This window comes from Gemmiger formicilis (genome assembly GCF_016900095.1).
GTDB lineage: Bacteria > Bacillota > Clostridia > Oscillospirales > Ruminococcaceae > Gemmiger > Gemmiger formicilis_A.
This window is the reverse complement of record NZ_JACJJP010000001.1, coordinates 35,114-60,973: the sequence shown is the minus strand read 5'-3', so window position 1 is coordinate 60,973 and position 25,860 is coordinate 35,114. Positions and strand designations below refer to the sequence as shown.

The window sequence follows — 25,860 nt, the reverse complement described above, 5'->3', positions numbered from 1 at the left end:
GTTTGAACAAAAGGAGACACATGTATGAGCAGCACGACCAAGATCTATGAAGAAAAAATGACCAACTGCGTCAGCCACCTTTCCCGTGAGCTGGCCACCATCCGTGCCGGCCGTGCCAACCCTGCCATTCTGGACAAGGTGGCAGTTGACTATTACGGCGCCCCCACCCCCGTCAACCAGATTGCGGCCGTGGCCGTGGCTGAAGCCCGCATCCTGACCATCACCCCCTGGGACCCCAAGATGGTCAAGGAAATTTCCAAGGCCATCCAGACCAGCGATATCGGCATCAACCCCATCGATGACGGCCATACCATCCGCCTGATCTTCCCGGCGCCCACCGAAGAGCGCCGCAAGCAGCTGACCAAGGATGTGCAGAAGCAGGGCGAGGAAGCCAAGGTTGCCGTGCGCAACGTGCGCCGGGATGCCATGGACAAGTTCAAGGCCATGAAGAAGGCCGGGGAACTGACCGAGGACGACCAGAAGAATCTGGAAGAAGAGATTCAGAAGCTGACCGACAAGTTCGTCAAGAAGATTGACGAGACCTGCGCCGCCAAAAATCAGGAGATCATGGAAGTCTGATTTGCAGGCTTTCTGCTGCGTGTGCCGCGCTCTGCGCGGCATACGTCATATCTGGCAAAGTCCGGCAGGTATGTGCATATACTGAAACCATCCCCGTCGATGGGGCACACACCTGTCTCCGAAAGGAACTTCTTCCCATATGAAAACAAGAATCATAACAGCTGTTGTGGGTTTATGCCTTCTGGCCGTTGTTCTGGCTTTTTTTGACACCGTCTTTTTTGATCTGGTCCTGGCCGTGATCTGCCTGATCGGTATGCACGAAGTGTATTCCGCCATGGGGTTCGGCCGCCGCCAGTGGTATCTGTTCGCAGTGGCTGTCCCATACACATTGCTGATCATGCTGTCCAGCAGCGCGGCGGTGCGCGCCGTGATCCTGCCTGTCAGCTTCCTGGTGGTGTTGTATTACAATATCTGCCTCATCGCCAACCACGGCACATTGGATTTCGGGCGTCTGGCGGGATTCGTCTATTTTGGCGGCGTTATTCTGTTCTGCTTCTATTCCCTGATTTACCTCAAGCGACAGCTGCCCGTTGACCAGTACGGGTACGACGCCGTGTATTTCATCCTCCTGATCCTCTGCTTTGCCTGGGGCGGGGACACCTCGGCCTATTTCGCCGGCCGCGCCTTCGGACGGCACAAGCTGGCCCCCATCGTCAGCCCCCACAAAACCGTGGAAGGTGCCGTAGGCGGCGTGATCGGCAGTATGGTGGCCGGGCTGCTGGTTACCTTTGTGTACAGCTTGCTTTCGGGACGACTGCAGGTCTTTACCGTGAATATCAACCCCCATCATTACCTGGTCATTCTCGGCCTGGGGGCGATCGCCTCGGTGCTGGGAATTCTGGGGGATTTGTTTGCTTCGGCCGTCAAGCGGCAGGTGGGCATCAAGGATTACGGAACCATCTTCCCCGGCCACGGCGGCATTCTGGACCGCTTTGACAGCGTGATGTTCATTGCGCCCTTTGTGTCCATTGCGGTGCGCCATTTCTTTTATCTTTCCGCTTTTTGATTGAACAGGAAGTGAATGTATGAGTAAAACCATCACCCTGCTGGGCTCTACCGGTTCCATCGGTACCCAGAGCCTGGATGTGGCCCGCATGCACGGGTACACCGTTTTTGGTCTGGCAGCGCACTCCCGCGTGGAACTTCTTCTCAAGCAGATTCAGGAATTCCATCCCCGCTATGTGGCGGTGGTGGACGAAACCGCCTGTGATCGGCTGGAAGGGGAGCTGGCCGGCATGCCGGATGCCCCCCGCCTGCTGAAAGGCGCGCAAGGACTGCGTACCCTGGCCGCCATGGATGGCCCGGACGTGGTGCTCAATGCGGTGGTCGGCATTGCGGGACTGCCCGCATCTCTGGCGGCCATTGAAAGCGGGCATGATCTGGCGCTGGCCAACAAGGAGAGTCTTGTCACCGGCGGGCATCTGGTCACCGATGCGGTGCGCCGCAAAGGCGTGCGCCTGCTGCCGGTGGACAGCGAACATTCTGCTATTTTCCAGTGCCTGCAGGACCAGCATTCGGCCAAGCGGCTGACCAAGATTCTGCTCACCGCCTCCGGCGGACCCTTCTTCGGCATGAAGCGGGACCAGCTGGCCGGTAAAAAGAAGGAGGATGCCCTCAAGCATCCCAACTGGAACATGGGGGCCAAGATCACCATTGATTCCGCCACTCTCATGAACAAGGGGCTGGAACTCATCGAGGCGGTCTGGCTGTTCGGTTTGCCCGAAGACAAAATCCAGATCGTGGTTCAGCGAGAGAGCATCATCCATTCGGCGGTGCAGTTTGCCGACAACTCGGTCATTGCCCAGATGGGCGTGCCCGATATGCGTATTCCCATCCAGTACGCCCTGACCTGGCCTGACCGGTTGCCCAGCCCGGTGCCGGAACTGGATTTTGCGGCGCTCAAATCCCTGAGCTTCGATGTGGCCGACGAGGAGACCTTCCGCTGCCTGGCTGCCTGCAAAAAGGCCATCCGCAAAGGCGGGCTGGCCCCCTGTGCCGCCAACGGCGCCAACGAGGAGGCTGTGGCCCTGTTCCTGCAGGACAAGATCGGCTTTTTGGATATCGGCCGTCTGGTGGAAGGCGTGGTGGACAGCGAAGCATTCGGCGGCGACTATACGCTGCAGGATGTGTACGACTGTGACGCCATGGCCCGTGCCTACGTCCGAGCCCATCTGTAATTTTTTGCCGCAGCCGGGCCGGAAGGTCTGCTGCGGTTTCCATTGATTGAGGTGTTTCATGACAATCGCCCTTCTCACCACCATTGTGGCAATCGTGATTTTCGGTTTGGTTGTTTTGGTGCATGAAGCCGGCCACTTTCTGGCGGCCCGGCGCGTGGGAATGTGGGTGGAGGAATTTTCCATCGGCTTTGGTCCAGCCCTCTGGTCCCGGGTAAAAAACGGCACCCGGTACAGTCTGCGCCTGTTCCCGCTGGGCGGGTACAATCTTCTGCCCGGGGAAAATCCGGCCGAAGAGGACCAGGAAACGGAAGAGATGCCGGAACATCTTTCCCGGCCTCATGATACCTACGACCGTCGTCGGCCGGTTCTGCCCGCTGCGGTCAAGGGAAAGTTCTTTGACGAAGCGCCGCCCTCCCATCGCTTTTTTGTCATCCTGTGCGGCGCCATGATGAACTTTGTGCTGGGATATTTCCTGTTGGTGGTTCTGCTTTGCGGGCAGGACGCCATCACCAGCTGCATGATCTATGATTTTCTGGGGGATGCCCCCGCCAGTCAGGCCAGCGGCCTGCAGGCAGGGGACGAGATCCTGGCCGTGAACGGGCATGCCTGCTTTGTGGCCGAGGATATTGTGTATGAACTGCAGCGTACCCCGGATTACACAGCGTCCATGACCGTGCTGCGCGGCAAGGATGTGATCGAACTGCCCGCCGTGCATTTTGATTCCACCACGGCGGAGGACGGCACCACCACTATGGTGCTGGACTTCCAGGTGTATGGTATTCCCAAAACGCCGCGCACGGTGGCCAGCTGGGCGGGCCGGTATTTTCTGTACTATGCGCGGGCCATCCTGCGCGGGTTTATTGATATGTTCACCGGCCGTGTCAGCATCAACCAGCTCTCCGGTCCGGTGGGGCTGGTCAGCGCGGTGAGCCAGGCGGTGCGCTACGGCTGGAAAGACGTGGTCAGCCTGGCCGCTCTCATCACGGTCAACCTGGGCATCTTCAATCTGCTGCCCATTCCCGGCCTGGACGGATTCAAGCTGGTGTTTCTGGCTGTGGAATGTGTTTCCGGCAAAACTGTCCCGGCAAAGGTGCAGGCAGCGCTCAACGCCGCAGGCATTGTGGCATTGCTGACCCTGGTGATTTTGGTTACTTTCCAGGATATCACGAAATTTATGTAAGGAGTGTCTTTGTATGCGCCAGCTCAAACGAACCGTCAGGATCGGCAATGTGACCATCGGCGGCACCAACCCCATTGCGGTGCAGACGATGCTGAATGTGCCGGTGGAGGACATTGCCGGCAATGTGGCCCAGGCCCGCCGTGTGGCCGAAGCCGGCTGCCAGATCGTGCGCGTCACGGTTCCCACCCCCAAGGACGCCGCGGTGGTTTCCGCCATCAAGGAAGCGGTGGACATTCCGGTGGTGGCCGATATCCATTTCGACTACAAGGCCGCGCTGGCCGCCCTGGATGCGGGGGCCGACAAGATTCGCATCAATCCCGGCAACATCGGGGATGACGACCGCGTCAAGGCGGTGGCGGATGCCTGCAACGCCAAAAACGTGCCCATCCGCATCGGCGTCAACGGCGGCAGCCTGGAAAAACATATTCTGGCCAAGTACGGCGCTCCGGTGCCCGAAGCCATGGTGGAAAGTGCCATGTACCATGTGCGCTTGCTGGAAAAGCACGACTTTGACAACATTGTCATCTCCATCAAGTCGTCCAACGTGCCCCGCATGATGGCGGCCTATCGCATGCTCAGTGCCCGGACCGATTATCCGCTGCATGTGGGGGTGACCGAGGCGGGCGGTAACCGCATGGGCCTGATCAAATCCGGCATGGGCATCGGCGGGCTGCTGATGGAAGGTATCGGCGATACCCTGCGTGTTTCCCTGACCGACGAGCCGGAAAACGAAGTGCTGGCCGGATATGATATTCTGCGGGCGGTGGGCTACGCCGTGGCAGGGCCTGAAATCATCAGCTGTCCCACCTGCGGGCGTACCCAGTATCCCATGATGGACATTGCCCGGCAGGTGGAGGAACGCCTGCGGGCCGACGGGTTCAAAAAGCCCATCAAGATCGCCATCATGGGTTGCATCGTCAACGGTCCCGGTGAAGCATCCGACGCCGATATCGGCATCGCCGGCGGCAAGGACTGCGCCCTGCTGTTTATCCGGGGCGAAAAGGTGCGTATGCTGAAAGATAATATTGTGGACCAGTTTGTGGACGAGATCTATAAACTGTAAACAGACACGCGGAGGAAAGACCCCATGGACCTGCTGCAACTTGTTGTTGATCTGCTGGTGGCCACTTGTCCGCGCTTTACCGCAGTGCTGCTGGTGTTGGCCACAGCACTGTTCGGCTTTTGTGCCTATGTTTTCTTTGATACGGCACAGTGGACGGGCTTCATCATCTTTCTGGTGCTTGCCGTGGCTACGGCGGCGCTGTTCTTTCGGCTGCTTCGCAATGGAGAGTTCCGCCGTGATATCCACAGAAAACGCCCCGGCCGCTGACCGCCCGATTTTTACCTTTCCAACATACCTGGAAAATAAAAAGGAGAAGCCTTGAAACCTTTTGTCACTCAGGTCTGGCCGCAGTTTACGGCCGACGCCCAGTTCAACGCCTGCTTCGGCGGCGTGGTGGTGGAAAAAGTGGAACTGTTCCGCACCTCCCGCAAGGTGGTCATCAGCCTGCGCAGTGCCGAGCCCCTGGATAAGGATCTCTGCGCCCGGCTGATGGCCTCTTTGGAACCGGTGTTTGCCGGGTACGAACTGGCCATGCGCAACTACTTCAATTACAATGCCATCACGCCGGATTCTGTGGCGCTGCTCATTGAGGAGCTGAAGCAGCAGGGGATGCCGGTCAACGGATTCCTGGACAAGAACCAGCCGGTGGCCTTTGAACCGGACGGCCTGACCGTGCGGGTCAATGCCGGGCGCACCATCCTGGAAAGTGTGGAGCTGCCCCGCCGTCTGGCGGAACTCATCCAGGAGCGCACAGGCTCTCTGCCGGTGGTGCGGTTGAAGGATGTGGCTGCCCAGCTCAACGCCGAGGACCTGGAGCGCCGTGTGGCCGAAAAGACCCCCGCCGTACAGTTCAAGGCCAAGGAAGAGGTGGCCCCCTTCACCATCGACGGGCTGAATCTGGCTCCCAAAGCGCCCAAACTTTTCCATGGCAAGCCATTCAAACCCGCCGACCTGCGTCCCCTCAACGACCTGGGCGACGGCGGCAAGGTTACGGTGTGGGGCGATGTCTTTGCCACCGAGGTCAAAGGCAACCGCCGCAAGATCTATTTCACCTCCATCACCGACTACAACGGCTCCATCAACCTCAAAGTTCTGGGGGACGACGGGGAAGACATGTCCAAGTGGGAGGGCCTCAAGCCCGGCACCACCCTCATTGTGCGGGGCAACTATACCTACGATAAATATGAGCGGGACTACGTTCTGCTGCCTTACGACGTGCTGCAGGTGGAGCGGGAACCCCGCCAGGACACCGCCCCCGAAGGCCACAAGCGGGTGGAGCTGCACCTGCACACCAAGTCCAGCTCTATGGATGGCTTCTGCGACCCCGGCAAGGTGGTGCGTCTGGCCCATCGCATGGGCCACCGTGCCATTGCCATCACCGACCACGGCGTCTGCCAGGGCTACCCGGAAGCCATGCTGGCTGCGGACGATATCCACGGTTCCGACCCCAATTTCAAGCTGATTTACGGGTGCGAAGCCTACTTTGTGGATGACATGGTGCCCACGGTGTACGGCAAGGTTCAGATGCCCCTGACCGGCAGTTTTGTGGTGTTCGATACCGAGACCACCGGCCTGGACACCAACAATGATGTCATGACCGAGATCGGCGCCGTCTTTGTGGAGAACGGCAAGATCAACGAAGAAAAGAGTTTTTCCACCTTTGTCAATCCGGGACGGCCCATCCCGGCCCGGGTGGTGGAGCTGACCGGTATCAACGATGCCATGGTGGCCGACGCGCCCACCCCGGACGAGGCTATCCGCCGTTTCAAGGAATTCTGCGGGGACCACATTGTCATTGCCCACAATGCCAGTGGCTTTGATATGCTGATTCTGCACAAGGCCGCCGAGCGGGCGGGCATCACCTTCAATAACCCCTATATCGATACCATTCCCATGGCCCAGGCGTTGTTCCCGGGGCTGCGCAACTATAAGCTGGACACCATCAACAAGCACCTGGAAATTCCGCCCTTCAACCATCACCGGGCGGTGGACGATGCCATGGCCCTGGCCCGCATCTTTGAGAAGATGCTGGAAGACCTCAATGAAAAAGAGATCTACAACGTGGAGGAGATTAACACCGGCCTGGGCGGCAACAAAGAGGTGCTGAAAAAGAAGTACTACCACCTGATCATCTGGGTCAAAAACCAGACCGGCCTGAAAAACCTGTACCGCATTGTCAGTGCGGCCCACACCAAGTATTTCTTCAAGAAGCCCCGTGTGCCCCGCAGCCTCCTCAACCAGTACCGGGAAGGCCTGATCCTTTCTTCGGCCTGCGAGGCGGGGGAGCTGTACCGTGCCATTGTGGCCGGCCGCAGCCACGAAGACCTGCTGCGCATTGCCGACTACTACGACGTGCTGGAAATCCAGCCCCTGGGCAACAATGAATTCATGGTCCGCAACGGCCAGGTGGATTCCATTGAGGTGGTCAAGAACTTCAACCGCACCGTCATTGCCCTGGCGGAGGAACTGCACAAGCCGGTGGTGGCCACGGGCGACGTGCATTTCCAGGAACCGGAGGATGCGGCTTACCGCGCCATTTTGCAGGCGGGCAACGGCTTCAAGGATGCGGACAACCAGGCCCCGCTGTTCTACCGCACCACCCAGGATATGCTGGAGGAATTCAGTTACCTGGGCCAGGACAAAGCCTATGAAGTGGTGGTCACCAACCCCAACAAGATTGCCGCCACCATCGACGGCAACTTGCGTGCCATTCCCAAAGGCACCTACCCGCCTTCCATCAAGGGGGCCGAGGAGCAGCTGCGCTCCGGTACCTGGGAGCATGCCCGGAAGGACTACGGCAGCCCTCTGCCCGATATTCTGCAAAAGCGCCTGAAGAAGGAGCTGGATTCCATCTGCGGCCATGGTTACGCCGTTCTGTATGTCATTGCCGTCAAGCTGGTGGCCTTCTCCAATGCGGGCGGCTACCAGGTGGGCAGCCGTGGTTCCGTCGGCTCTTCCGCTGTGGCTCACTTTGCAGGCATTTCGGAAGTCAACAGCATGCCGCCCCATTACCTGTGCCCGGAGTGTCAGCACAGCGAATGGATTGATGACGGCCATACCATGGACGGCTTCGACCTGCCGGACAAAAAGTGCCCTGTCTGCGGCACTTCCATGATCATGGAAGGTCACGACATTCCCTTCGAAACCTTCCTGGGCTTCTACGGTGACAAGGAACCGGATATCGACCTGAACTTCTCCGGTATGTACCAGTCCAACGTGCACCGCTATACCGAGGAACTCTTCGGCAAGGAAAACGTGTTCAAGGCGGGCACCGTCTCCGGTCTGCAGGACAAGACTGCCTACGGCTATGTGAAAAAGTACCTGGAAGAGCGGGGCCGCACCGTCAACCGTGCGGAGGAAAACCGCCTGTGCATCGGTTGTACGGGTGTCAAACGCACCACCGGCCAGCACCCCGGCGGCATGGTCGTTGTGCCCGATACCTTTGATATCTACGACTTCTGCGCCATCCAGCACCCGGCGGACGATGTGAAGGGCGGCCTGCTGACCACCCATTTCGAATTCAAATACCTGCACGATACCCTGCTCAAGCTGGACGAGCTGGGCCACGATGTGCCCACCTTCTATAAGTATTTCGAGGAGTATTCCGGCATCCCCATCAACTCGGTACCCATGAACGACCCCAAGGTGTACAGCCTGCTCACCTCCACCGAGGCCCTGGGCGTGACGCCGGAACAAATTGGAAGCCAGACCGGCACTTTCGGCATTCCGGAAATGGGCACCAACTTCGTGCGCCAAATGCTGCTGGACGCCCAGCCCAAGAACTTCTCGGAACTGATTCAGATTTCCGGTTTGTCCCACGGCACCGACGTCTGGACCAACAACGCCGACGAGCTCATCCGCTCCAAGACCTGCACCATCGCCGAGGTGATCGGCTGCCGTGACAGCATTATGCTGTACCTGCTGCGCAAGGGCCTGGAACCCAAGATGTCCTTTGACATCATGGAGGCTGTGCGTAAAGGCAAGGTGGCCAAGGGCGGATTCAAGCCCGGCTGGGAGGAAGCCATGCGGGAACACGATGTGCCCGACTGGTATATCGAATCCTGCCGCAAGATCAAGTATATGTTCCCCAAGGCCCACGCCGTGGCCTATCTCATGGCCGCCATCCGTCTGATGTGGTTCAAGGTCTATCATCCGGCCATCTTCTATGCGGTTTACTTTACCGTCCGCGGCGCCGATATCGACTACGAGGCCGCTGTGGGCGGTGTCCGGGTGGCCAAGGAACATCTGCGGGACAACGAGCGTATCCCCAAGGATGAGCGTACTGCCAAGGACGACGATGCCCTGGTCAGTCTGCAGCTGGTCAATGAGATGCTGCAGCGGGGCTGCCAGTTCCTGCCCATTGAGCTGGGCAAGAGCTACGCCAGCAAGTATATTGTGGAGGATGGTAAGGTCCGTCTGCCGTTCACGGCCCTGAAGGGCCTGGGCGAAAGCGCCGCCATTGCCCTGGAACAGGCCACCATCCACGGGCAGGAGTATATCTCCATCGAAGAACTGCAGCAGGCTTCCGGCGTGGCCCAGTCCATTCTGGATAAGCTGCGGGATGTGGGGGCTCTTGGCAAGCTGCCCGAGACCAGCCAGGTAGACTTCTTCAGCATGATGGGCTGATCGCCCCTTCGTTTTGCAAAATTCATAGAGCCTTTCCACGCACTTGTGGAGGGGCTCTTTTTTTGCAGCAAAATGGAAAGTCTACTTGACATTCTGCCAGACTGTGTTATACTGAAATTACAGAAATGGAAAGCGAACTTTCCAAAACGAGGAGGTGACAGTGCTGAAAAACCGACTGGAAGAGCTGCGAAAACAGCGAGGAATCCGGCAGGAGGAACTGGCCGAAGCGTTGGAGGTATCCCGCCAGACCATCGGTTCACTGGAAAACGGGCGGTATAATCCGTCGATTCTGTTGGCCTTCAAAATTTCCCGCTATTTTGGCCTGCCCATTGAGGAAATTTTCCTGTATGAAGAAGAATCTGAACAGAACTGAAAAGGAGGCCTTTTCGATGAAATCCAAGTCAAAAGAAATTGTGTTTGTTGTGGTTGGCTTGCTCCTTGTAGCAGTGGGGTTCCTCATGCTGCGAGGAATGCCGGAAGCCTGGGGCGGCCCGTTGCCCTACCTCTGTCTGGGGATCGGGGCCGGTGCCTTTGGATGGGGAAGCGGGGAACTGCTGAAGCAGCGGGCGCTGAAGGGGGATCCGAAACTGGAAAAACAGTTGGAGGTTGCGGCTTTGGATGAGCGCAATGTAGCCCTGGCCAACCGGGCCAAGGCCCGCGCGTTCGATTGTATGCTGTATATTTTTGGCGCACTGATGCTGGCCTTTGCCCTCATGAAGGCGGATCTGGTTTTCATTCTTCTTCTGGTGGGAGCCTACCTGTTGGTGGTGGGAATCAGCGTATATTATTACATCCGGTACGACAAGGAGATGTAAACAAACTTTTACGGTTGTATCGTGGAAAACTGCCTTGTAAGGCGGCAGGAAACATGGTATTCTAAAAACAGGAAGGCTTTCTTGTGCCGAAGATGCCAAAAACAACAACGCCTCAGCAAAGGAGAGAACGAACCGATGAAACACCGTATCGTATTCCGCTTGGCCGCCCTTTTCCTGGCCGCCGGTCTGGCTCTGGGCCTGTTCGGCTGTGCCCCCGCGGAGGATGCCCAGACTGCCTCCGACCCGGCTGCCGCCATGGAAACCCAGACGCCGGAGGCTTCCTCTGATGACACGGCCCAGGAGCCTTCGTCATCTGCTTCTCAGCCGGTTGCACAGGAAGAAAATGCCGAGCCAGCGGAAAAAGAGAAACAAGAACTGAAGGAACAGCTGGCGGATATCCAGGAGCAGGCGGCGCAGCTGGAGGCAAGCAGTGCCGGCGATGGCAGTTCCGAGGCCCAGGAAGTGCTGAATGAAGCGGCGGATCAGCTGGATGCCTACCTGAAAGAAGAGGTAGAAGGCAGCGGCAACTGACCTGACCCGTCTGCCGTTTCAGTGCAAAATACCGCCGGAGCAGTATGCCCCGGCGGTTCTTTTGTCTTGCAATACAACCATGAGTTGTGATACAATGAGGATGTTATTTGACAAACCCTTCCATTTCATGGTTAAATAATAAATACGCGCAAAATACACAGTGACTTGGCACAACGCAATTGCAGGGGGAAGCCGCATGGCAAAAAAACAGGTTTACGGCAACGAAAGCATCAAAAGTCTGAAGGGCGCGGACCGTGTCCGCAAACGTCCTGCCGTTATTTTTGGCTCCGACGGTGTGGAAGGCTGTGCCCATTCCATTTTTGAGATCGTCTCCAACTCCATTGACGAAGCCCGGGACGGCTACGGCGACAAAATCAACGTTACCCTTTACCCGGACCACAGTGTAGAGGTAGAGGACTTCGGCCGCGGCATTCCGGTGGATTACAACAAGGCCGAGCAGCGCTGGAACTGGGATCTGGTTTTCTGTGAACTGTATGCCGGCGGCAAATACGGCGAAGGCGGCGGCACCTACGATTTCTCCCTGGGCCTCAACGGTCTGGGCCTGTGTGCCACCCAGTATGCCAGTGCCTGGATGACCGCCGATATCTACCGCGACGGTTTCCACTATCATCTGGACTTCAAAAAAGGTGAGAACGTGGGGGGCCTGAAAAAGGAACCCTTCAACGGCCGCCGTACCGGGTCGGTTATCCGCTGGATGCCGGATACCGATGTTTTCACCGACATCGCCGTGGCCCCCGAAACCTTCCGGGATATGCTCAAGCGCCAGGCGGTGGTCAACGCTGGGGTAACCCTGGTGTTCAATGACCGCTCTGGCGAACGCCCGGAAAAGATTTCCTACTACTATAAAAACGGCATTGTGGACCATGCCGCCGAACTGGCAGGGGACAACGCCCTGACCCCGGTACATGCCTGCTCCGGTTCTGCCGTGGGCCGCGACCGGGAGGACCAGCCCGAATACCAGGTCAAGATGAATGTGGCTTTCTGCTTCTCCAACCAGACCCAGGCCCTGGAATACTACCACAACTCCAGCTGGCTGGAACACGGCGGCAGCCCCGACCGTGCGGTGCGCCTGGCCTTCGTCAATCAGATCAACAACTGGCTGAAAAACAAGGGCCTGTACAAAAAGAATGAGAGCGCCATCACCTTCGCCGACGTACAGGACTGCCTGATTTTGGTGTCTTCCAGCTTCTCCACCCGCACCAGCTACGAGAACCAGACCAAGAAGGCCATCACCAACAAATTTGTGGCCCAGGCCATGACCGACTTCCTCAAACATCAGCTGGAAGTCTACTTCATCGAAAACCCTGACGAGGCCGAAAAAGCCTGCAAGCAGGTGCTTATCAACAAGCAGAGCCGGGAACACGCCGAAAAGGCCCGCATCTCCATCAAGAAAAACATCACCCAGCAGATGGACATTGCCAACCGGGTGCAGAAGTTTGTGGACTGCCGCACTAAGGATGCCTCCCGCCGGGAACTGTATATCGTGGAGGGCGATTCCGCCATGGGCGCGGTCAAACAGAGCCGCGACTCCGAATTCCAGGCTATCATGCCCATCCGCGGCAAGATCCTGAACTGTCTGAAGGCAGATTACGCCCGCATCTTCAAGTCGGAGGTCATCACCGACCTGATTCGGGTCATGGGCTGTGGCGTGGAACTGGGCGGGTCCCACAACAAGGATCTGGCTACCTTCAACCTGGACAACCTGCGGTTCAACAAAATCGTCATCTGTACCGACGCCGACGTGGACGGCTATCAGATCCGCACCCTGGTGCTGACCATGCTCTACCGTCTCACGCCCACCCTCATCAACAAGGGCTACGTCTATATCGCCGAAAGCCCGCTGTATGAGATCAACACCAAGACAAAAACCTACTTTGCGTACACCGAGCCGGAAAAGGCGGACATCCTGCGCCGCATTGAAGGCCAGAAGTACACCATTCAGCGCTCCAAAGGTCTGGGCGAAAACGACCCGGAAATGATGTGGCTGACCACCATGAGCCCGGAAAGCCGCCGTCTGATCAAGGTGCTGCCCACCGACGCCAAGCAGACTTCCGAAGTGTTCGACCTGCTGCTGGGGGATAACCTGGCGGGCCGGAAAGAGCATATTGCGGAACACGGCGCCGAGTATCTGGATGATCTGGATGTGTCCTGACAAGGGGAGGAACCATGGCAAAGAAACGTGAAAAGAAACAGGCGCCTGCCCGCCCGCAGCTGGGAGATAACGTAGAAATTCTCTCGGCAGGCGAGGTGATCGAAAGCCCCATCACCCAGACGCTGGAAACCAACTATATGCCCTATGCGATGAGCGTCATCGTCTCCCGCGCTCTGCCGGAGATCGACGGCTTCAAGCCGGCCCACCGCAAACTGCTGTACACCATGTATGGGATGGGGCTGCTCAAGGGGGCCCGCACCAAGAGCGCCAACATCGTGGGCAGCACCATGCACCTGAACCCCCACGGCGATGCCGCCATCTATGACACCATGGTGCGTATGGGCCGCTCCAACGAAAGCCTGCTGGTGCCCTTTGTGGATTCCAAGGGAAACTTCGGTAAGGCCTACAGCCGTGATATGGCCTACGCTGCTGCCCGTTACACCGAAGCCAAGCTGGAACCGGTGTGCGAGGAACTGTTCCGGGACATCGACAAGGATACAGTGGATTTTGTGCCCAACTACGACGGCACTACCACCGAACCCACCCTGCTGCCGGTGACGTTCCCCACCATTCTGGCCAACAACACCCTGGGCATCGCCGTCGGTATGGCGTCCAACATCTGCTCCTTCAACCTGACCGAGCTGTGCAACGCCACCATCGCCCTGATGAAGGACGAAAACGCCGACCTCATGCAGCTGTTGCCCGCTCCCGATTTTGTGGGCGGCGGCAATATCCTGTATGACGCCGCCGAGATGCGCAACGTGCTGGAAAACGGCCGGGGCAGCATCCGGGTGCGGGCGGTCTGGGCCTACGACAAGGAAAACAACTGCATTGACATCACCCGCATTCCGCCCACCACCACGGTGGAAGCCATCATGGACAAGATCACCGAGCTGGTCAAGGCGGGCAAAATCCGGGAAATCAATGATATGCGCGACGAGACCGACCTGAACGGCCTCAAGCTGACCATCGACCTCAAGCGCGGCCAGGAACCGGACAAACTCATGGCCCGGCTGTTCAAGGCCACCCCGCTGGAAGATTCCTTCGCCTGTAACTTCAACCTGCTCATCGGCGGCCAGCCCCGGGTGCTGGGTGTGCGGGGCATTCTGCTGGAGTGGGCGGCCTTCCGCGCCGAGTGTGTGCGCCGCCGCACCTACTATGACCTGCAGGGCAAGCAGAAACGCCTGCACCTGCTGCGTGGTCTGGCGGCCATCCTGCTGGATATCGACAAAGCCATTCGTATCGTGCGGGAGACTGCCGAGGAAAGCGAAGTCGTCCCCAACCTGATGATCGGGTTCGGCATTGACGAAGTACAGGCCGAGTACGTGGCCGAGATCAAGCTGCGCCACCTGAACCGGGAGTACATCCTCAAGCGCACCGAGGAGATTGAGGAGCTGGAAAAGGAGATTGCCGATCTGGAAGACATCCTCAAGCGCCCGGCCCGCATCAACAAGATCATCATGACCGAACTTTCCGATGTGGCCAAGAAATACGGCAAGCCCCGCCGGTGTGAGATCCTCTACGATCTGCCCGAGGAATCCGTCGAGGAAGAGCAGCAGGAAATTCCGGATTATCCGGTGCATCTCTTCTTTACCCGGGAAGGCTACTTCAAGAAGATCACCCCCCAGAGCCTGCGTATGTCGGGGGATCAGAAGCTGAAAGACGGGGACGAGATCGCGTTCACCTGCGAGTCCACCAACAGTGTGGAGCTGCTCTTCTTCACCAACCACGCCCAGGTCTACAAGACCCGTGCGGCGGACTTTGCCGACTCCAAAGCCAGCGTGCTGGGAGATTACGTTGCCTCCACCCTGGGCATGGACGACGGGGAAGTGCCCATCTTCATGGCGGTGACCGCCGACTACAGCGGTCACATGTTCTTCTTCTTCCAGAACGGCAAGTGCGCCAAGGTGCCGCTGACCAGCTACCAAACCAAGCAGAACCGCCGCAAGCTGCTCAAAGCCTACAGCGACAAGGCGGAGTTGGCCGGTATTCTGCATCTGACCGAGGAACAGGAACTGGCCATCTTCGTCAACGCGGGCCCGGCCACCACCCGTCTGCTGCTGGCCGGCAGTGCCCTGATTCCGGAAAAAACCACCCGCGATACCGCCGGTGTCAACGTGGTCAATCTGAAAAAGAACTCCCGCATTATCCGGGTGCGTCCGGCGGCCGGACTGGAACTGGCCGACCCGCACCGGTATCGGGTTCGCACCTTGCCGGCGGCCGGTGCTTTGCTCAAGGAAGCCGACAGTATGGAACAGATGACCCTGTAAAAGGGCAACAACCATATTTTTGCAGAAACCACGCCAAAATTTGCTTGCAATTCGGGGTATGATGTGGTATAGTATATCCTGCATGAGACTTTGAAGGAGTGCTACAAATGGGAATCTATGAAATCGTGTTCGGCGTGATCCTGATCATTGCCTGCCTGTTGATCGTTGTGTTCACTCTGGCGCAGGAGCAGAAGGGCCGCGGCCTTTCCAGCGCTATCATGGGCGACAACACCTTCATGGCAGCCGGCCGTGAGCGTGGTCTGGATGCCAAGCTGGCAAAGTTCACCAAGATCCTGGGCGCTGTGTTCCTGATTGCCGCGCTGGTGGTCAGCGTTGTCAACGCCCGCCTGTAATTCATTCGACAAAAAACGGCCCGCCGGAACCCGCGGGCCGTTTTTTATGGGAAAGTCAATACAAACGAAAGGTCTTGCGGGCCCGGCCCGCACGGAAGGGCCCCGCCGGCCGGCGGGGCGACGTCAGGGAGGAGTAAAAACCAGATGACACCATTGCAAAAGAATATCCTGAACGCCGTCAAGCGGCGTCCCCATACCCTGCGGGAACTGCAGAACAACCTGCAGGTGGACAATACCCGCTTGCGCAGCACCGTGTCCGGCATGGTGGCCACCGGCCTTCTGACCGTGCGGGACGGCCAGTATGCCCCGGGCCTTGCCACCATGGAAAATGCCGCTGCCCCCACGGGCATTCCCTGCACCCTGGTCAAACTGGCGGCCCGGTTCGGCTTTGCCGCCCGGGACGACGGCACCGGCGATATCTTCATTCCCGGCCGTGCTTTGCACGGTGCCATGCCCCATGATAAAATCCTGGTCAAGCTGTTTGAGCGTCCCCGCGTGGAGGGCAGTGCCGAGGGTGAAGTGATCGAGGTCACCGAGCCTCACAACAGCTTTGCGGGTACCATCACCATGACCGATGATGGCCGCATGGCGGTGGAGCCCGACGGCTGCCGGGATGTGCGGATCATTCTGGACAAGAAAGGGCTGAACGGGGCCCAGCTGGGAGATAAGGTGGGCGCCGTGCTCACCGGCCGCGGCGGCCGTCATATGGACCACCGTGCCTCCGTGACCGAGCGGTTCGGCTCTTCCGACTATGCCTGCGAGTGTGCCAAGGCCATCCTGTACGGTCGTGACGTGCGCCAGGAATTCCCCGAGGAGGTCATGCAGGAGGCATCCGCCTACGACAATGCCCAGATCGATCCTGCCGAAGCGGCTCATCGCATGGATCTGCGCGGCCTGCCCATCTTCACCATTGACAGCGCTGAGACCAAGGACATTGACGACGCCATCAGCCTGATGCGCCTGCAGACCGGCGGTTATGAGCTGGGCGTGCATATCGCCGATGTGAGCCATTATGTCCGTCCGGACACCGCGCTGGACAAGGAGGCTTTTGAGCGCGCCACCAGCATCTATTATGCGGACAAGGTGATTCCCATGCTGCCCCAGCAGCTGTCCAACGGCATCTGCAGCCTGAACGAAGGGGAAGACCGGCTGGCCTTCTCCTGCCTGATGCGGCTGGATGAGAAGGGGAACATCCACAGTTACCAGTTTGTCAAAACGGTCATCCGCAGCCGGGTGAAGGGTGTATACAAGGAGATCAACGCCCTGCTGGACGGCACGGCAGGGGAGGACCTGCAGACCAAGTACAGCGAGGTGCTGGCCCAGCTGCCGGTGATGAATGAACTGTACGAAAAGCGTCTGGCCCTGCGCCGGGAACGGGGCAGCATGGAGATCGAATCCGATGAAGCCAAGCTGGTCATCGACCCCGAGACCGGGCGCTGTGTGGACATCGTCAAGCGTGGCCGGGGGGTGTCTGAATGCATGATCGAGGAGTTCATGCTGCTGGCCAACCAGTGTGCCGCCAACGCCGGCCGCACCCATCGCGTCCCCTTTGTCTATCGTATTCACGAAGCGCCCGACGCCGAAAAGATGGAAAAGCTGCGGGCGACCCTCAAGGCGTGCGGTCTGAACCCTGTGTTCAAGAGTGAAATCCCCACCCAGCTGGAACTGTCCGCGCTGCTGGACGAAACCCGGGACACGTCGGTGCGGATTCCTGTTCACACCGGGATTCTGCGCAGTATGCAGAAAGCTCGGTACAGTCCGGAACCGCTGGGACATTTCGGTCTGGTGCTCAAGGATTACGCCCACTTCACCAGCCCCATCCGCCGGTATCCCGACCTGGCCATTCACCGCATTCTGACCGATATGCTGGTGGGCGCTCCCCATGAACGGCTGGTCAAGAGCTATACCGAATTTGCCACCCATGCCAGCGAGCAGTCCAGCCGCAAGGAAGTGGACGCCGTGCGGATTGAGCGTGACGTGGAAGACCTCTACAAGGCCGAATATATGCACGAACACCTGGGTGAGGTATATGACGGCACCATCTCTGGCATCACGGCACGGGGCGTCTTTGTGGCCCTGGAGAACACCGTGGAAGGCTTTGTACCCGCTGCACAGTTGTGCAAGGGCGAGGCTGCTGTTACCGAGGGTGTTTCGTTGACCGATCCTTTGACCGGGCGTACCTGGATGTTGGGCAGCCCCATCAAGATCAAGGTGGCCGGTGCCGATGTGCCGCTGGGCCGCATCGATTTTGAATTCATTCCGCAGTGATCAAAATAAAAAAGGCAGCCTTCCGCTGAAAGGACGGCTGCCTTTTTTATTTGAGATAATCCAGAAAGAAAATGCAGAAAAAGAAAAAACCTTTCGGTATAACCGAAAGGTTTTTCTGGCGGAAAGAGAGGGATTCGAACCCTCGAGGGCTTTCAGGGCCCTACACGATTTCCAGTCGTGCGCCTTAGACCAGCTCAGCCATCTTTCCATAGCAGCTCGGCAGCGCCGAACTGCAAGAGCTATTATAGCAAAGCAACCTGTATCTGTCAAGGCTTTTTTTGACTTTTTTCTTTTATTTTTCAATGACGGACAAAACCGCCCAGTTCGCTGGCGTCGGTCAGGTTCATGGCAAAGGCTTTGCTGCGCAGGGCGGCGTACAATTCCGCCATGGTGGCCTGGTAGTACGGCTCCAGGAAGAAAAGACCGATGCCAAAGGTGAAGGAACACAGAATTAACCAGCCGATAAAGGACAGCTGCAGCACAAAGGCATGCCACTTTTCGCCCATCATCATTTCCCGGCTCAGTTCCATGGCCCGTACAGTGCTCATATAGGGATTTTCTGCCAACAGGTAGGGAACCATCTTATAGCAATAGGCCCAGTAAATGCCGGGAATGAGGAACAGGATACAACCCAACAGAATCTTGAGCGATACCAAAAAACTGACCTTGACCAGATTCAGGTACGGGTAACGGAATACAGTGGTGGTGGTGCCCAGGGGAGCGGGGCTCTGGCGGTTCTCCATTAAATACCGGTTACGCCCGATGGTCAGGGGCGCGGTGATAAATGCGTTCCAGCAAAGCCCGATCAGCAGAGCCACCAACATAACCGCAAAAATCACGTACCAAACAATGGCGGGCAAGGACAGATACTCTTGCATGAGAGCAGCCTGTTGTGTCTCACCGGTCCAAACCTTGCCGTGAATCATGGTGTTCATCCGTTCAATGCCGCTTTCCAGCTGGTAAACGGCGCTGGCCGAATAATTGCCTACACCAACAACAGTCAACAGAATACAAAGGGCGAACGTGCGCCAGTATGTGCCGGCCAGTGCCAATCGCGCGTTCCTCTTCAGAAGTGAGCATGTCCACATAAGAAATAGTCCTCCCGGGATAGCCCTAGACAGGGCAAAATTTTCTTTATTATAGCATGCAAACGTGCCTTGGCCAACCCCGTACCTGTTGTTGTTTTTAAAAAAGATCGATAAAACGAAACAAAAGCGCGAATGTAAAATGTGCGACTTTTTTTGAGAAAAGTGTTGACAAATTGCCCCGGTATGTGTATAATAATACTCGTCGCTCGGGTCGACCGGTCGACAAACCAAATATGCGGATGTGGCGGAACTGGCAGACGCGCTAGATTCAGGTTCTAGTTCCCTTAAAAGAGTGTGGGTTCAAATCCCTTCATCCGCACCAAAATCCGAACGCTTATGCGTTCGGATTTTTTGTTGTGTGATACAAACTTTTTCATAAAAATATATGAAGAAATAGGGCAGGAAAGTGTTGACAAAACAGGGAAGAATGTGTATAATAATACACGTCGCCCGGGAAGACCGGCGGCAAACAAGATATGCGGATGTGGCGGAACTGGCAGACGCGCTAGATTCAGGTTCTAGTTCCCTTAAAAGAGTGTGGGTTCAAATCCCTTCATCCGCACCAAAATCCCGAACGCTTTTGCGTTCGGGATTTTTTTTCAAACAGGAAACAATGACAGAAAGAGGGCCATCATGTCCAGGACCAGAAAAATTTATGTGGCACGCTTGATCGGCAGATGCCTGATTTTTATCCTTTGTATGGGGATGTGTTTTGCATACCGGGAAGGTTTTGCCATACTGGACGGCTGGAATTTCTTCAAGAAACTTTCGCCGCTGCATCTTTTGTGGCTTGTCTGGGTGCTGGATATGATTCTCCAGATTTTTCCCATCAAGAACAAAGTGCCGCTGGGGTCTCAGAAATTGTTTGCCAACCGGTTCCGGCCCATCCGGGATAAGATCAATTACGAAGCGCTGAAAAACTATATTGTGTCCATTACCAAGGCGGCGTATAAAGTGTTTCTGATCTGGTGTGCGCTTATTGCGGCCATCGGAGTGCTGTATTATACCTCCGTCATTGACAAGATTCAGCTCTTCATGATTTCGGTATTTTTCTATGTGTGTGATCTGATCTGTGTGTTGGTCTGGTGTCCCTTTCGTCTGATCATGAAAAATCGCTGCTGTACCACCTGCCGGATCTTCAACTGGGACCATCTGATGATGTTCTCTCCGCTGATTTTTATGGGCGGCTTTTTCGCCACCTCACTGGTGGTGATGTCTGCCGCGGCCTGGCTGGTGTGGGAACTGTGTGTGATGATGTATCCGGAACGCTTCTGGGATCACTCCAATGCGGCGCTGCAGTGTTCCCAGTGCACCGATAAACTGTGTACCCAGTATTGCCGCAAACTGCGCCCCAATAACGGTGCGGAAGCAAAAATCCATTGATAGAAGTTACCCCCAATACGACAAGCCCGGAACAGTTTCGTTTCTGTTCCGGGCTGTTTGATTTTATTCGGTTCCGCTTTCAGCGGCAGCTTCTCCCGCGGCATAGGCATCGTTCATGTGGCCGGGGAAGGGGTAGGTGTGGGCTTCCGTGGCTGTGATCCCGCCGACGCCGTACCAGCGGGCACGGCAAAGACCGATGGAATCGCCGCTGTCTTCCCGGATATCGGGCAGGCCATAGGCAGCACACCAGTGGGTATAGGGTTCGATGGCGTAGCTGACAAGCTCGGCGCTGGAAGCGGCATCCCCCAGCGAGGTCACTTCCGAACGCAGCAGGCTGTCCCGGGTTCGGTACATGACATAATAGCTGGCAATGTCGTATCCGGCCTCTGCGGCGTGTATAGTGCAGAGCAGCATCACGCAGGCGGCACAGCAGGTCAAAATCTTGCGCAGAAGCACACCGCTCAGCTGGACTGCACAGGCGGCACAGGCGGCGGTCAGAAAACAGAAAGGACCGTGCGTGGAGCGCTCGTAATAATCGGGACTCAGGATCATGGCAAAATTGGCGGCCAGCCCGCCCACCAACAGGATAAGGGGCCACACAAGAGGTGACAACCCACCGCCGCGGGCGTTGCGTTGATAGCAGAGAAGCACAAATAGAACCGCAAAGGTCAGCAACAGCGGCATGGCATACTCCTTCAGCATGTTCAGGCATTGAAAGAAGCGGACCGCATAGCGGGTGAGAAAAGATTCGTAGTCCCCATACACGGACGCCCGGTTGTAGTTGCCCCGCGCCAGAATCAAAATGGCAAACCCGGCCAGGGAGCCACCCAGACCCGTCCACATCCAGACAGGAATAATCCGGCGGTCAATCCGCAGTGCGGCCAGACAAAGGACCAGACAGACAAGCATGCCGGCGCTGGTGTTTTCACTCAGCCATCCTGCCAACAGACCGGCAATCGCCATGCCGATATTCCAACGCCAGCTGCCGGCAAAGCTTTTTTGCAGGTAATACCGCCACGGCAGAAGGAAGGTCAGGCACCCCAGGCTGGCCCACAGATAGTTGCAGGCACCGCACATCCAAAGGTTGGTCTGCCCGAACGCGGGGCTGATTTCCCAAAGAGCTGCCAGGATCAGAACGAAGATGACCAGGTCATATCGACCGGTGCGTCGTCCCCGGGCCAGGCGATAGATCACCAGAGCCAGTGCAACATAGGCACCCGCGTTGCAAAGATTGAAGAGGATTTTGGGGAACATGGTGAACCCCTGGGCAAAGAATTTTACGACCACACGGCCACTCCACTCATAATAGTGGTAGGCCAGGCTTTTCAGCAGTTGGGGCAGACTGTGCAGGCGCAAACCGGTGTCGAAAGCATAAGCAAAGGTAAAGTCATCGGCAATGTACGGCGTCAGACAGTTGAGCACCAGCATCCATCCAAAGACGAGGATGGCGACGGCAAAAAAGAGCCTTTTGCGCAGAACAGGGGCAGTGTCGTGCATGGGCAGCGTCCTCCCGGAGTTGGAATTGAAAATACCGGCAAAAAAGAAAGACCATTGCCGGGCAGCAATGATCCTGCAGATAGACCGCAGCAGCGGCCGGCCGCCCGGCCTGGCGCGGTGTTGCCGTGTATTTGTATCTTACTACATCCATGATTTTTTTTCAAGGCAAGTGGTTTCCTCCTTCTCATCAGACAAAGGACTTGACAACATGGAGATCGAAACAAGACGCTTAAAAATATTAGCGCTTACACCGGAACAGCTTGACATGCTGGCAAACAATCTTTCTGGATTTGAGGATGAATTGGCGTGCGCCTATCAAGGTAAAGGGGGTGAAGGCTGCTTCAAGAATATTCCGAATGCAAAAGGTGAAGTGGAAGTTGTCTATGGGGGGAAAGTCTTCATCAACGTCATGGCTATATGACAGAAGGCATTGAAGCAATTTGCATGTGGGAAAAAGTGAAGAAGAAGCAAAACATATCCTTGCAGAAACAGAGATGGGGGATTTCTCTTCGCAACGAGTTTTACGAAAATTTGGGTTCAACGAATACTATAAAGATAAAACACTTTGGTGGTGATTATAAAATTTTCTGTACCTATTTCTTGTTGAGCCTGCCCATATCTATCCACAGGATTTACCTGTGTCCTGTTTTTATAAACTCTATAAGAGCTTCCACGTCGTCAAAATCGTCATAATCGCCGTTTACGCCTTCGCGGTGATAAACCACCCCACTTTGCTCGTTCCGTTCCAGACAATCTAAAAGTTTTTCTTCCCCGTATCTTCTGATAAATTCAGTGAACCCATAGGGTTTACACTTAGCCAATAGCCCCTTCCTGCATTTTTCATCGCACTCATAACAATGCGTGATTTTCTTGGACATTGAGCATCGCCTATTTTCGCACCGGTTTTTATCCGGGCATTTACCTGAATCACAGCCGGTGCAGGTCGTATTCTCGGAACATAAGCAACAGGCAAGCCCGCATCGTGCAATTCCCAATTCACGTTTCATAAGAACACCGTCCTATTTCGATTGAATAACTCTATGGTCCATTTTAATCCAATTGGTCACATCTTGAAATAGAAAAGTTTTTAGATCTGGTTTTCTAATACTCAATCATCCGCTTTTTTTGATGAGCGACCTGTATCCGGTGGCTTTGTCTCCGCGGGCTGTCTCACGACGGGCAGCCTTATGCGCTGCCCGGAAATCTTTAGAAAAAATCGCGGAAGATTCGATGAAAAATCTTCCGCGATTGTAAGATCATGTCCCCGCCCGGGCTCGAACCGGGGGCCTCGGGCTTAGGAGGCTCGCGCTCTATCCAACTGAGCTACGGAGACGTATATGACTTTTCCTTGATTTTGCGCTCTTTTGCCTGTTTCGGTAAATTTTGTGACGTTTGCTCGAAATTGTTGCATCTCTCTGGCGTTAGGAAACCGTAAAAATGCTGATGACGTTCGAACCAGTGTTCGGATTCAAAAATGCCGATTCACCCATGCCAAGAAACTTCTGAGGAAGGGCTTGTTATATCCCATTCAACTATAAGAGGCATTTGTGCCACGGACCGTGGAACCGCGGCCCGTGGCCTTTGCCTATTATACCGGTTTTTTGCTTCAAAATCAAGCGGCTTCATTCCAGCGCTGCCTTAGCTGCGTCAATCTTGGCCTTGGCTTCGGAAAGCTGTACTTCGCATGAATTCAAGGTTTCCAGGCGGTTGCGGTCGCCCAGAATAGCGGTCCAGTATTCACCGTCGCGATACCGGAAGATAACCCACTCGTATCCGTTGTATTTGTCTTTGCTCTTCTGAACCACCGGATAGGTGCCCACCGGCAGATACCCCACCACATCATTGAAGTTGGCCGTATAAAAGTATTCGGTCTGTGCGCCGAACACCACCAGCTGTATGCCGTCCACCGTTTCCATATCGGGGCCGGAAGTGCCGTATCCATTGTAGTTGCCAGCTTTCAGCAGAGGCAGAAAATCGGTGTAACTGTAATTCAGGTCACAGGCGCCGGTGATACCGCTCACGCTTCCGGTGGAGGAGTACTGCCACATGGCATGGTTGCCGGTGTACCCTGGCTGGCTTCGATAATCGGCCAGCCAGAGGGGATAGCCGGAGAGCTGGGACGGGTTTAGATAATTGTTGATGAAGTTGGTGTAGCTGTACCATCCGGCATACCAGTTGCGCTGATACAGGATGTCCATAGCGTATTGGACCAACCCGGTCAGTTGGGTACGTCCCAAAGCGGCCAGTTTGTTGTCCTCCACATCCACAAAAACCGGATATTCCAGCTGCAATCCTTCCAGCACATTCAAAAACAGGCTCAGCTCGTTGATCACAGCGCTTTCGCTGGTGGCATAGGTATAGTAATAAGCCCCGACACGCAACCCGGCGGCGTGGGCGCCGTTCACGTTCTGCAAAAAGTAAGGGTCCACATACAGACCGCTGGTGTTGCTGGAACCAAGGCGTACGATGGCAAACTGCTTGCCGGCGGCGGCCACGTTGTTCCAGTTGATGCTGCCCTGATACCGGGAAACGTCAATGCCATTCTGAAAGAGATTCATAAAAAATCCCCCTTCCTGCCATAGGATATGCAGAAAGGGGGGAAGTGGTGTTTCAGATGACCAGGCCGCCGTTCTGGCCAATGACCTGTCCGGTGATGTAGCCGGCTTCGGGAGAGGCCAGAAAGACCAATGTGCGTGCAATCTCGTCAGCGGTGCCGAGGCGCCCCACAGGCGTTTCTTCCGCCAGGGCAGCTCGATCTTCCTCCGAAAAAGACGCCATCATATCGGTGTCGATGACGCCGGGAGCCACGCAGTTGACCGTGATGCCGGAAGGCCCTTCTTCTTTTGCCAAAGCACGGCACATGCCGATCACGCCGGCCTTGGCGGCGGAATAATGAACTTCGCAGCTGCCGCCGGTCTGCCCCCACATACTGCTCACGCAAAGAATGCGGCCATATTTTTCCCGGATCATTCCGGGCAGGACGGCACGGCAGGCGTAGAACACGCCATCCAGATCCACGCTCATCATACGGTGCCAATCCTCGTCGGTGAGGTCAGTGAAAAGTTTTTGCTGGGCAATGCCCGCATTGCATACCAGAATCTGCGGACCGCCCAGAACGCGAGCTGTTTGTTCCACGGCGGCCTGCACCGCTGCGGAATCGGCGGAATCTGCCATGATAGCCAGGCAAGGTGCTTCCGGCGTCATTTCGCGCACGGTGTCCACCACACGGCGCGCTGCGTCCGGACGGCTGTGCCAGGTAAAGGCAACTCGGTATCCGGCTTTGGCGAAAGCCAGAACCGCAGCGGCGCCAATGCCGCGGCTGCCGCCGGTGATCAAGACGGTCTGCTGATTATGACTGGGAATCATCCGTTGTCTCCTTTTGCTTCTTCAGGGCTTTTGCTTCCAGACGCTTTTGCCGCAAAGAAGAGAAAAATTGTTGTAAGAGCTGCTGTGCTTCCGATTCCATCAAGCCGTGTTCGATGATAGGATGGTGGTTGAATGGGAGTGCGAAGAGATCGGTCAAAGAGCCGCAGCACCCGGCTTTCGGGTCGGAGGCCGCATACACAATCCGCTTCAGTCGGCTGTTGATAATGGCTCCGCTGCACATGGGGCAGGGCTCCAGCGTGACAAACAGCTCGCATTGCCACAAACGCCATCCGCCCAGCGCCTGACAGGCTTTGTCGATGGCCATCAGTTCGGCATGGTACAAAGCATTTTTTCCGGTTTCCCGCAGATTGTGGGCACGGGCGACGATCTCGCCGTCCTTGGCAATGACGGCACCCACCGGAACTTCGCCGGCTTCAAAAGCAAGTCGCGCCTCTTCCAGCGCGGTCTGCATCAGTTCTTGATCAGTCATA

General features: G+C 56.5%; 22 protein-coding genes and 4 tRNA genes. 18 read left to right on the top strand and 8 right to left on the bottom strand.

The window, feature by feature from the left end:
• Nucleotides 1-24: 24 nt before the first annotated feature.
• The 14 genes from frr (at nt 25) to H6B15_RS00200 (ending at nt 18,035) form a co-directional block, all read left to right on the top strand.
• Nucleotides 25-579 (top strand): ribosome recycling factor, encoded by a 555-nt coding sequence (gene frr, locus H6B15_RS00265; protein WP_204644893.1) that lies wholly within the window; start codon nt 25-27, stop codon nt 577-579.
• Between the two features lie 139 nt (nt 580-718).
• Nucleotides 719-1,585 (top strand): phosphatidate cytidylyltransferase, encoded by an 867-nt coding sequence (locus tag H6B15_RS00260; protein WP_204644891.1) that lies wholly within the window; start codon nt 719-721, stop codon nt 1,583-1,585.
• A 19-nt stretch (nt 1,586-1,604) separates the two neighbouring features.
• Nucleotides 1,605-2,756 (top strand): 1-deoxy-D-xylulose-5-phosphate reductoisomerase, encoded by a 1,152-nt coding sequence (locus H6B15_RS00255; RefSeq protein WP_204644883.1) that lies wholly within the window; start codon nt 1,605-1,607, stop codon nt 2,754-2,756.
• Between the two features lie 58 nt (nt 2,757-2,814).
• Entirely contained in the window at nt 2,815-3,936 is a 1,122-nt protein-coding gene (locus tag H6B15_RS00250) for a M50 family metallopeptidase (protein ID WP_204644881.1), read from the top strand.
• A gap of 13 nt (nt 3,937-3,949) precedes the next feature.
• Nucleotides 3,950-4,999, top strand: coding sequence for a flavodoxin-dependent (E)-4-hydroxy-3-methylbut-2-enyl-diphosphate synthase (ispG, locus tag H6B15_RS00245; RefSeq protein WP_204644879.1), 1,050 nt, complete (start codon nt 3,950-3,952; stop codon nt 4,997-4,999).
• A 24-nt stretch (nt 5,000-5,023) separates the two neighbouring features.
• A complete protein-coding gene (locus H6B15_RS00240) occupies nt 5,024-5,266 on the top strand; it encodes a hypothetical protein (protein ID WP_204644876.1) in 243 nt (80 codons plus the stop codon).
• A 264-nt stretch (nt 5,267-5,530) separates the two neighbouring features.
• Entirely contained in the window at nt 5,531-9,625 is a 4,095-nt protein-coding gene (locus H6B15_RS00235) for a PolC-type DNA polymerase III (protein WP_430661819.1), read from the top strand.
• A gap of 163 nt (nt 9,626-9,788) precedes the next feature.
• Nucleotides 9,789-9,998 carry a helix-turn-helix transcriptional regulator gene (locus H6B15_RS00230; RefSeq protein WP_204645171.1) on the top strand — a complete coding sequence of 70 codons (210 nt, stop codon included), beginning with the start codon at nt 9,789-9,791 and terminating at the stop codon, nt 9,996-9,998.
• A gap of 16 nt (nt 9,999-10,014) precedes the next feature.
• On the top strand, nt 10,015-10,440 hold the full coding sequence (locus H6B15_RS00225) for a hypothetical protein (RefSeq protein WP_204644866.1): 426 nt from the start codon (nt 10,015-10,017) through the stop codon (nt 10,438-10,440).
• 135 nt (nt 10,441-10,575) lie between these two features.
• Entirely contained in the window at nt 10,576-10,971 is a 396-nt protein-coding gene (locus H6B15_RS00220; protein ID WP_204644865.1) for a hypothetical protein, read from the top strand.
• 196 nt (nt 10,972-11,167) lie between these two features.
• Complete coding sequence (locus tag H6B15_RS00215) at nt 11,168-13,144, top strand: DNA gyrase/topoisomerase IV subunit B (RefSeq protein WP_204644864.1); 1,977 nt, start codon at nt 11,168-11,170, stop codon at nt 13,142-13,144.
• A gap of 14 nt (nt 13,145-13,158) precedes the next feature.
• On the top strand, nt 13,159-15,414 hold the full coding sequence (locus tag H6B15_RS00210) for a DNA gyrase/topoisomerase IV subunit A (RefSeq protein ID WP_204644863.1): 2,256 nt from the start codon (nt 13,159-13,161) through the stop codon (nt 15,412-15,414).
• Between the two features lie 107 nt (nt 15,415-15,521).
• Complete coding sequence (gene secG, locus H6B15_RS00205) at nt 15,522-15,767, top strand: preprotein translocase subunit SecG (RefSeq protein ID WP_204644862.1); 246 nt, start codon at nt 15,522-15,524, stop codon at nt 15,765-15,767.
• Nucleotides 15,768-15,911: 144 nt separating this feature from the next.
• The gene (locus H6B15_RS00200; RefSeq protein ID WP_204644857.1) at nt 15,912-18,035 is read left to right on the top strand and encodes a ribonuclease R family protein; all 2,124 of its coding nucleotides are present in this window, start codon (nt 15,912-15,914) and stop codon (nt 18,033-18,035) included.
• A gap of 116 nt (nt 18,036-18,151) precedes the next feature.
• Here the strand turns inward: H6B15_RS00200 and H6B15_RS00195 are convergent.
• Nucleotides 18,152-18,243 (bottom strand) — tRNA-Ser (locus tag H6B15_RS00195).
• Between the two features lie 91 nt (nt 18,244-18,334).
• Entirely contained in the window at nt 18,335-19,039 is a 705-nt protein-coding gene (locus H6B15_RS00190; RefSeq protein WP_204644855.1) for a DUF975 family protein, read from the bottom strand.
• A 319-nt stretch (nt 19,040-19,358) separates the two neighbouring features.
• Here H6B15_RS00190 and H6B15_RS00185 point away from each other — a divergent pair.
• The 3 genes from H6B15_RS00185 to H6B15_RS00175 all read left to right on the top strand — a co-directional run bounded on the left by H6B15_RS00185 (nt 19,359) and on the right by H6B15_RS00175 (nt 20,506).
• A tRNA-Leu gene (locus H6B15_RS00185) sits at nt 19,359-19,445 on the top strand.
• Nucleotides 19,446-19,601: 156 nt separating this feature from the next.
• Nucleotides 19,602-19,688, top strand: a tRNA-Leu gene (locus tag H6B15_RS00180).
• Between the two features lie 140 nt (nt 19,689-19,828).
• Nucleotides 19,829-20,506, top strand: a complete 678-nt coding sequence (locus H6B15_RS00175; RefSeq protein ID WP_204644853.1) for a hypothetical protein — start codon at nt 19,829-19,831, stop codon at nt 20,504-20,506.
• A 63-nt stretch (nt 20,507-20,569) separates the two neighbouring features.
• Here the strand turns inward: H6B15_RS00175 and H6B15_RS00170 are convergent, their stop codons facing one another.
• Nucleotides 20,570-22,003 carry a DUF3329 domain-containing protein gene (locus H6B15_RS00170; protein WP_204644851.1) on the bottom strand — a complete coding sequence of 478 codons (1,434 nt, stop codon included), beginning with the start codon at nt 22,001-22,003 and terminating at the stop codon, nt 20,570-20,572.
• On the opposite strand from H6B15_RS00170, the gene H6B15_RS00165 reads away from it, so the two are divergent.
• Nucleotides 22,002-22,424: a hypothetical protein gene (locus H6B15_RS00165; RefSeq protein WP_204644849.1), complete on the top strand. Its 423-nt coding sequence runs from the start codon at nt 22,002-22,004 to the stop codon at nt 22,422-22,424. The two genes, H6B15_RS00170 and H6B15_RS00165, sit on opposite strands and share 2 nt — an antisense overlap.
• 211 nt (nt 22,425-22,635) lie before the next feature.
• On the opposite strand, the gene H6B15_RS00160 is transcribed toward H6B15_RS00165, so the two are convergent.
• The 5 genes from H6B15_RS00160 to H6B15_RS00140 form a co-directional block, all read right to left on the bottom strand.
• Nucleotides 22,636-22,881 carry a DUF3795 domain-containing protein gene (locus H6B15_RS00160; RefSeq protein WP_345941900.1) on the bottom strand — a complete coding sequence of 82 codons (246 nt, stop codon included), beginning with the start codon at nt 22,879-22,881 and terminating at the stop codon, nt 22,636-22,638.
• Nucleotides 22,882-23,262: 381 nt separating this feature from the next.
• A tRNA-Arg gene (locus H6B15_RS00155) sits at nt 23,263-23,336 on the bottom strand.
• 289 nt (nt 23,337-23,625) lie between these two features.
• Nucleotides 23,626-24,561, bottom strand: a complete 936-nt coding sequence (locus H6B15_RS00150; protein WP_204644846.1) for a glycoside hydrolase family 25 protein — start codon at nt 24,559-24,561, stop codon at nt 23,626-23,628.
• 52 nt (nt 24,562-24,613) lie between these two features.
• On the bottom strand, nt 24,614-25,369 hold the full coding sequence (ymfI, locus tag H6B15_RS00145; RefSeq protein ID WP_204644844.1) for an elongation factor P 5-aminopentanone reductase: 756 nt from the start codon (nt 25,367-25,369) through the stop codon (nt 24,614-24,616).
• The gene (locus H6B15_RS00140) at nt 25,353-25,859 is read right to left on the bottom strand and encodes a nucleoside deaminase (RefSeq protein ID WP_204644842.1); all 507 of its coding nucleotides are present in this window, start codon (nt 25,857-25,859) and stop codon (nt 25,353-25,355) included. Before H6B15_RS00140 ends, ymfI begins: the two co-directional genes overlap by 17 nt.
• Between the last annotated feature and the right edge of the window lies 1 nt (nt 25,860).

Coding starts and splice junctions, on each gene's coding strand:
- frr (WP_204644893.1), top strand. CDS start 25: ATGAGCAGCACGACCAAGATCTATGAAGAAAAAATGACCAACTGCGTC.
- H6B15_RS00260 (WP_204644891.1), top strand. CDS start 719: ATGAAAACAAGAATCATAACAGCTGTTGTGGGTTTATGCCTTCTGGCC.
- H6B15_RS00255 (WP_204644883.1), top strand. CDS start 1,605: ATGAGTAAAACCATCACCCTGCTGGGCTCTACCGGTTCCATCGGTACC.
- H6B15_RS00250 (WP_204644881.1), top strand. CDS start 2,815: ATGACAATCGCCCTTCTCACCACCATTGTGGCAATCGTGATTTTCGGT.
- ispG (WP_204644879.1), top strand. CDS start 3,950: ATGCGCCAGCTCAAACGAACCGTCAGGATCGGCAATGTGACCATCGGC.
- H6B15_RS00240 (WP_204644876.1), top strand. CDS start 5,024: ATGGACCTGCTGCAACTTGTTGTTGATCTGCTGGTGGCCACTTGTCCG.
- H6B15_RS00235 (WP_430661819.1), top strand. CDS start 5,531: ATGCGCAACTACTTCAATTACAATGCCATCACGCCGGATTCTGTGGCG.
- H6B15_RS00225 (WP_204644866.1), top strand. CDS start 10,015: ATGAAATCCAAGTCAAAAGAAATTGTGTTTGTTGTGGTTGGCTTGCTC.
- H6B15_RS00220 (WP_204644865.1), top strand. CDS start 10,576: ATGAAACACCGTATCGTATTCCGCTTGGCCGCCCTTTTCCTGGCCGCC.
- H6B15_RS00215 (WP_204644864.1), top strand. CDS start 11,168: ATGGCAAAAAAACAGGTTTACGGCAACGAAAGCATCAAAAGTCTGAAG.
- H6B15_RS00210 (WP_204644863.1), top strand. CDS start 13,159: ATGGCAAAGAAACGTGAAAAGAAACAGGCGCCTGCCCGCCCGCAGCTG.
- secG (WP_204644862.1), top strand. CDS start 15,522: ATGGGAATCTATGAAATCGTGTTCGGCGTGATCCTGATCATTGCCTGC.
- H6B15_RS00200 (WP_204644857.1), top strand. CDS start 15,912: ATGACACCATTGCAAAAGAATATCCTGAACGCCGTCAAGCGGCGTCCC.
- H6B15_RS00175 (WP_204644853.1), top strand. CDS start 19,829: ATGTGTTTTGCATACCGGGAAGGTTTTGCCATACTGGACGGCTGGAAT.
- H6B15_RS00165 (WP_204644849.1), top strand. CDS start 22,002: ATGGGCAGCGTCCTCCCGGAGTTGGAATTGAAAATACCGGCAAAAAAG.
- H6B15_RS00170 (WP_204644851.1), bottom strand. CDS start 22,003: ATGCACGACACTGCCCCTGTTCTGCGCAAAAGGCTCTTTTTTGCCGTC.
- H6B15_RS00160 (WP_345941900.1), bottom strand. CDS start 22,881: ATGTCCAAGAAAATCACGCATTGTTATGAGTGCGATGAAAAATGCAGG.
- H6B15_RS00150 (WP_204644846.1), bottom strand. CDS start 24,561: ATGAATCTCTTTCAGAATGGCATTGACGTTTCCCGGTATCAGGGCAGC.
- ymfI (WP_204644844.1), bottom strand. CDS start 25,369: ATGATTCCCAGTCATAATCAGCAGACCGTCTTGATCACCGGCGGCAGC.
- H6B15_RS00140 (WP_204644842.1), bottom strand. CDS start 25,859: ATGACTGATCAAGAACTGATGCAGACCGCGCTGGAAGAGGCGCGACTT.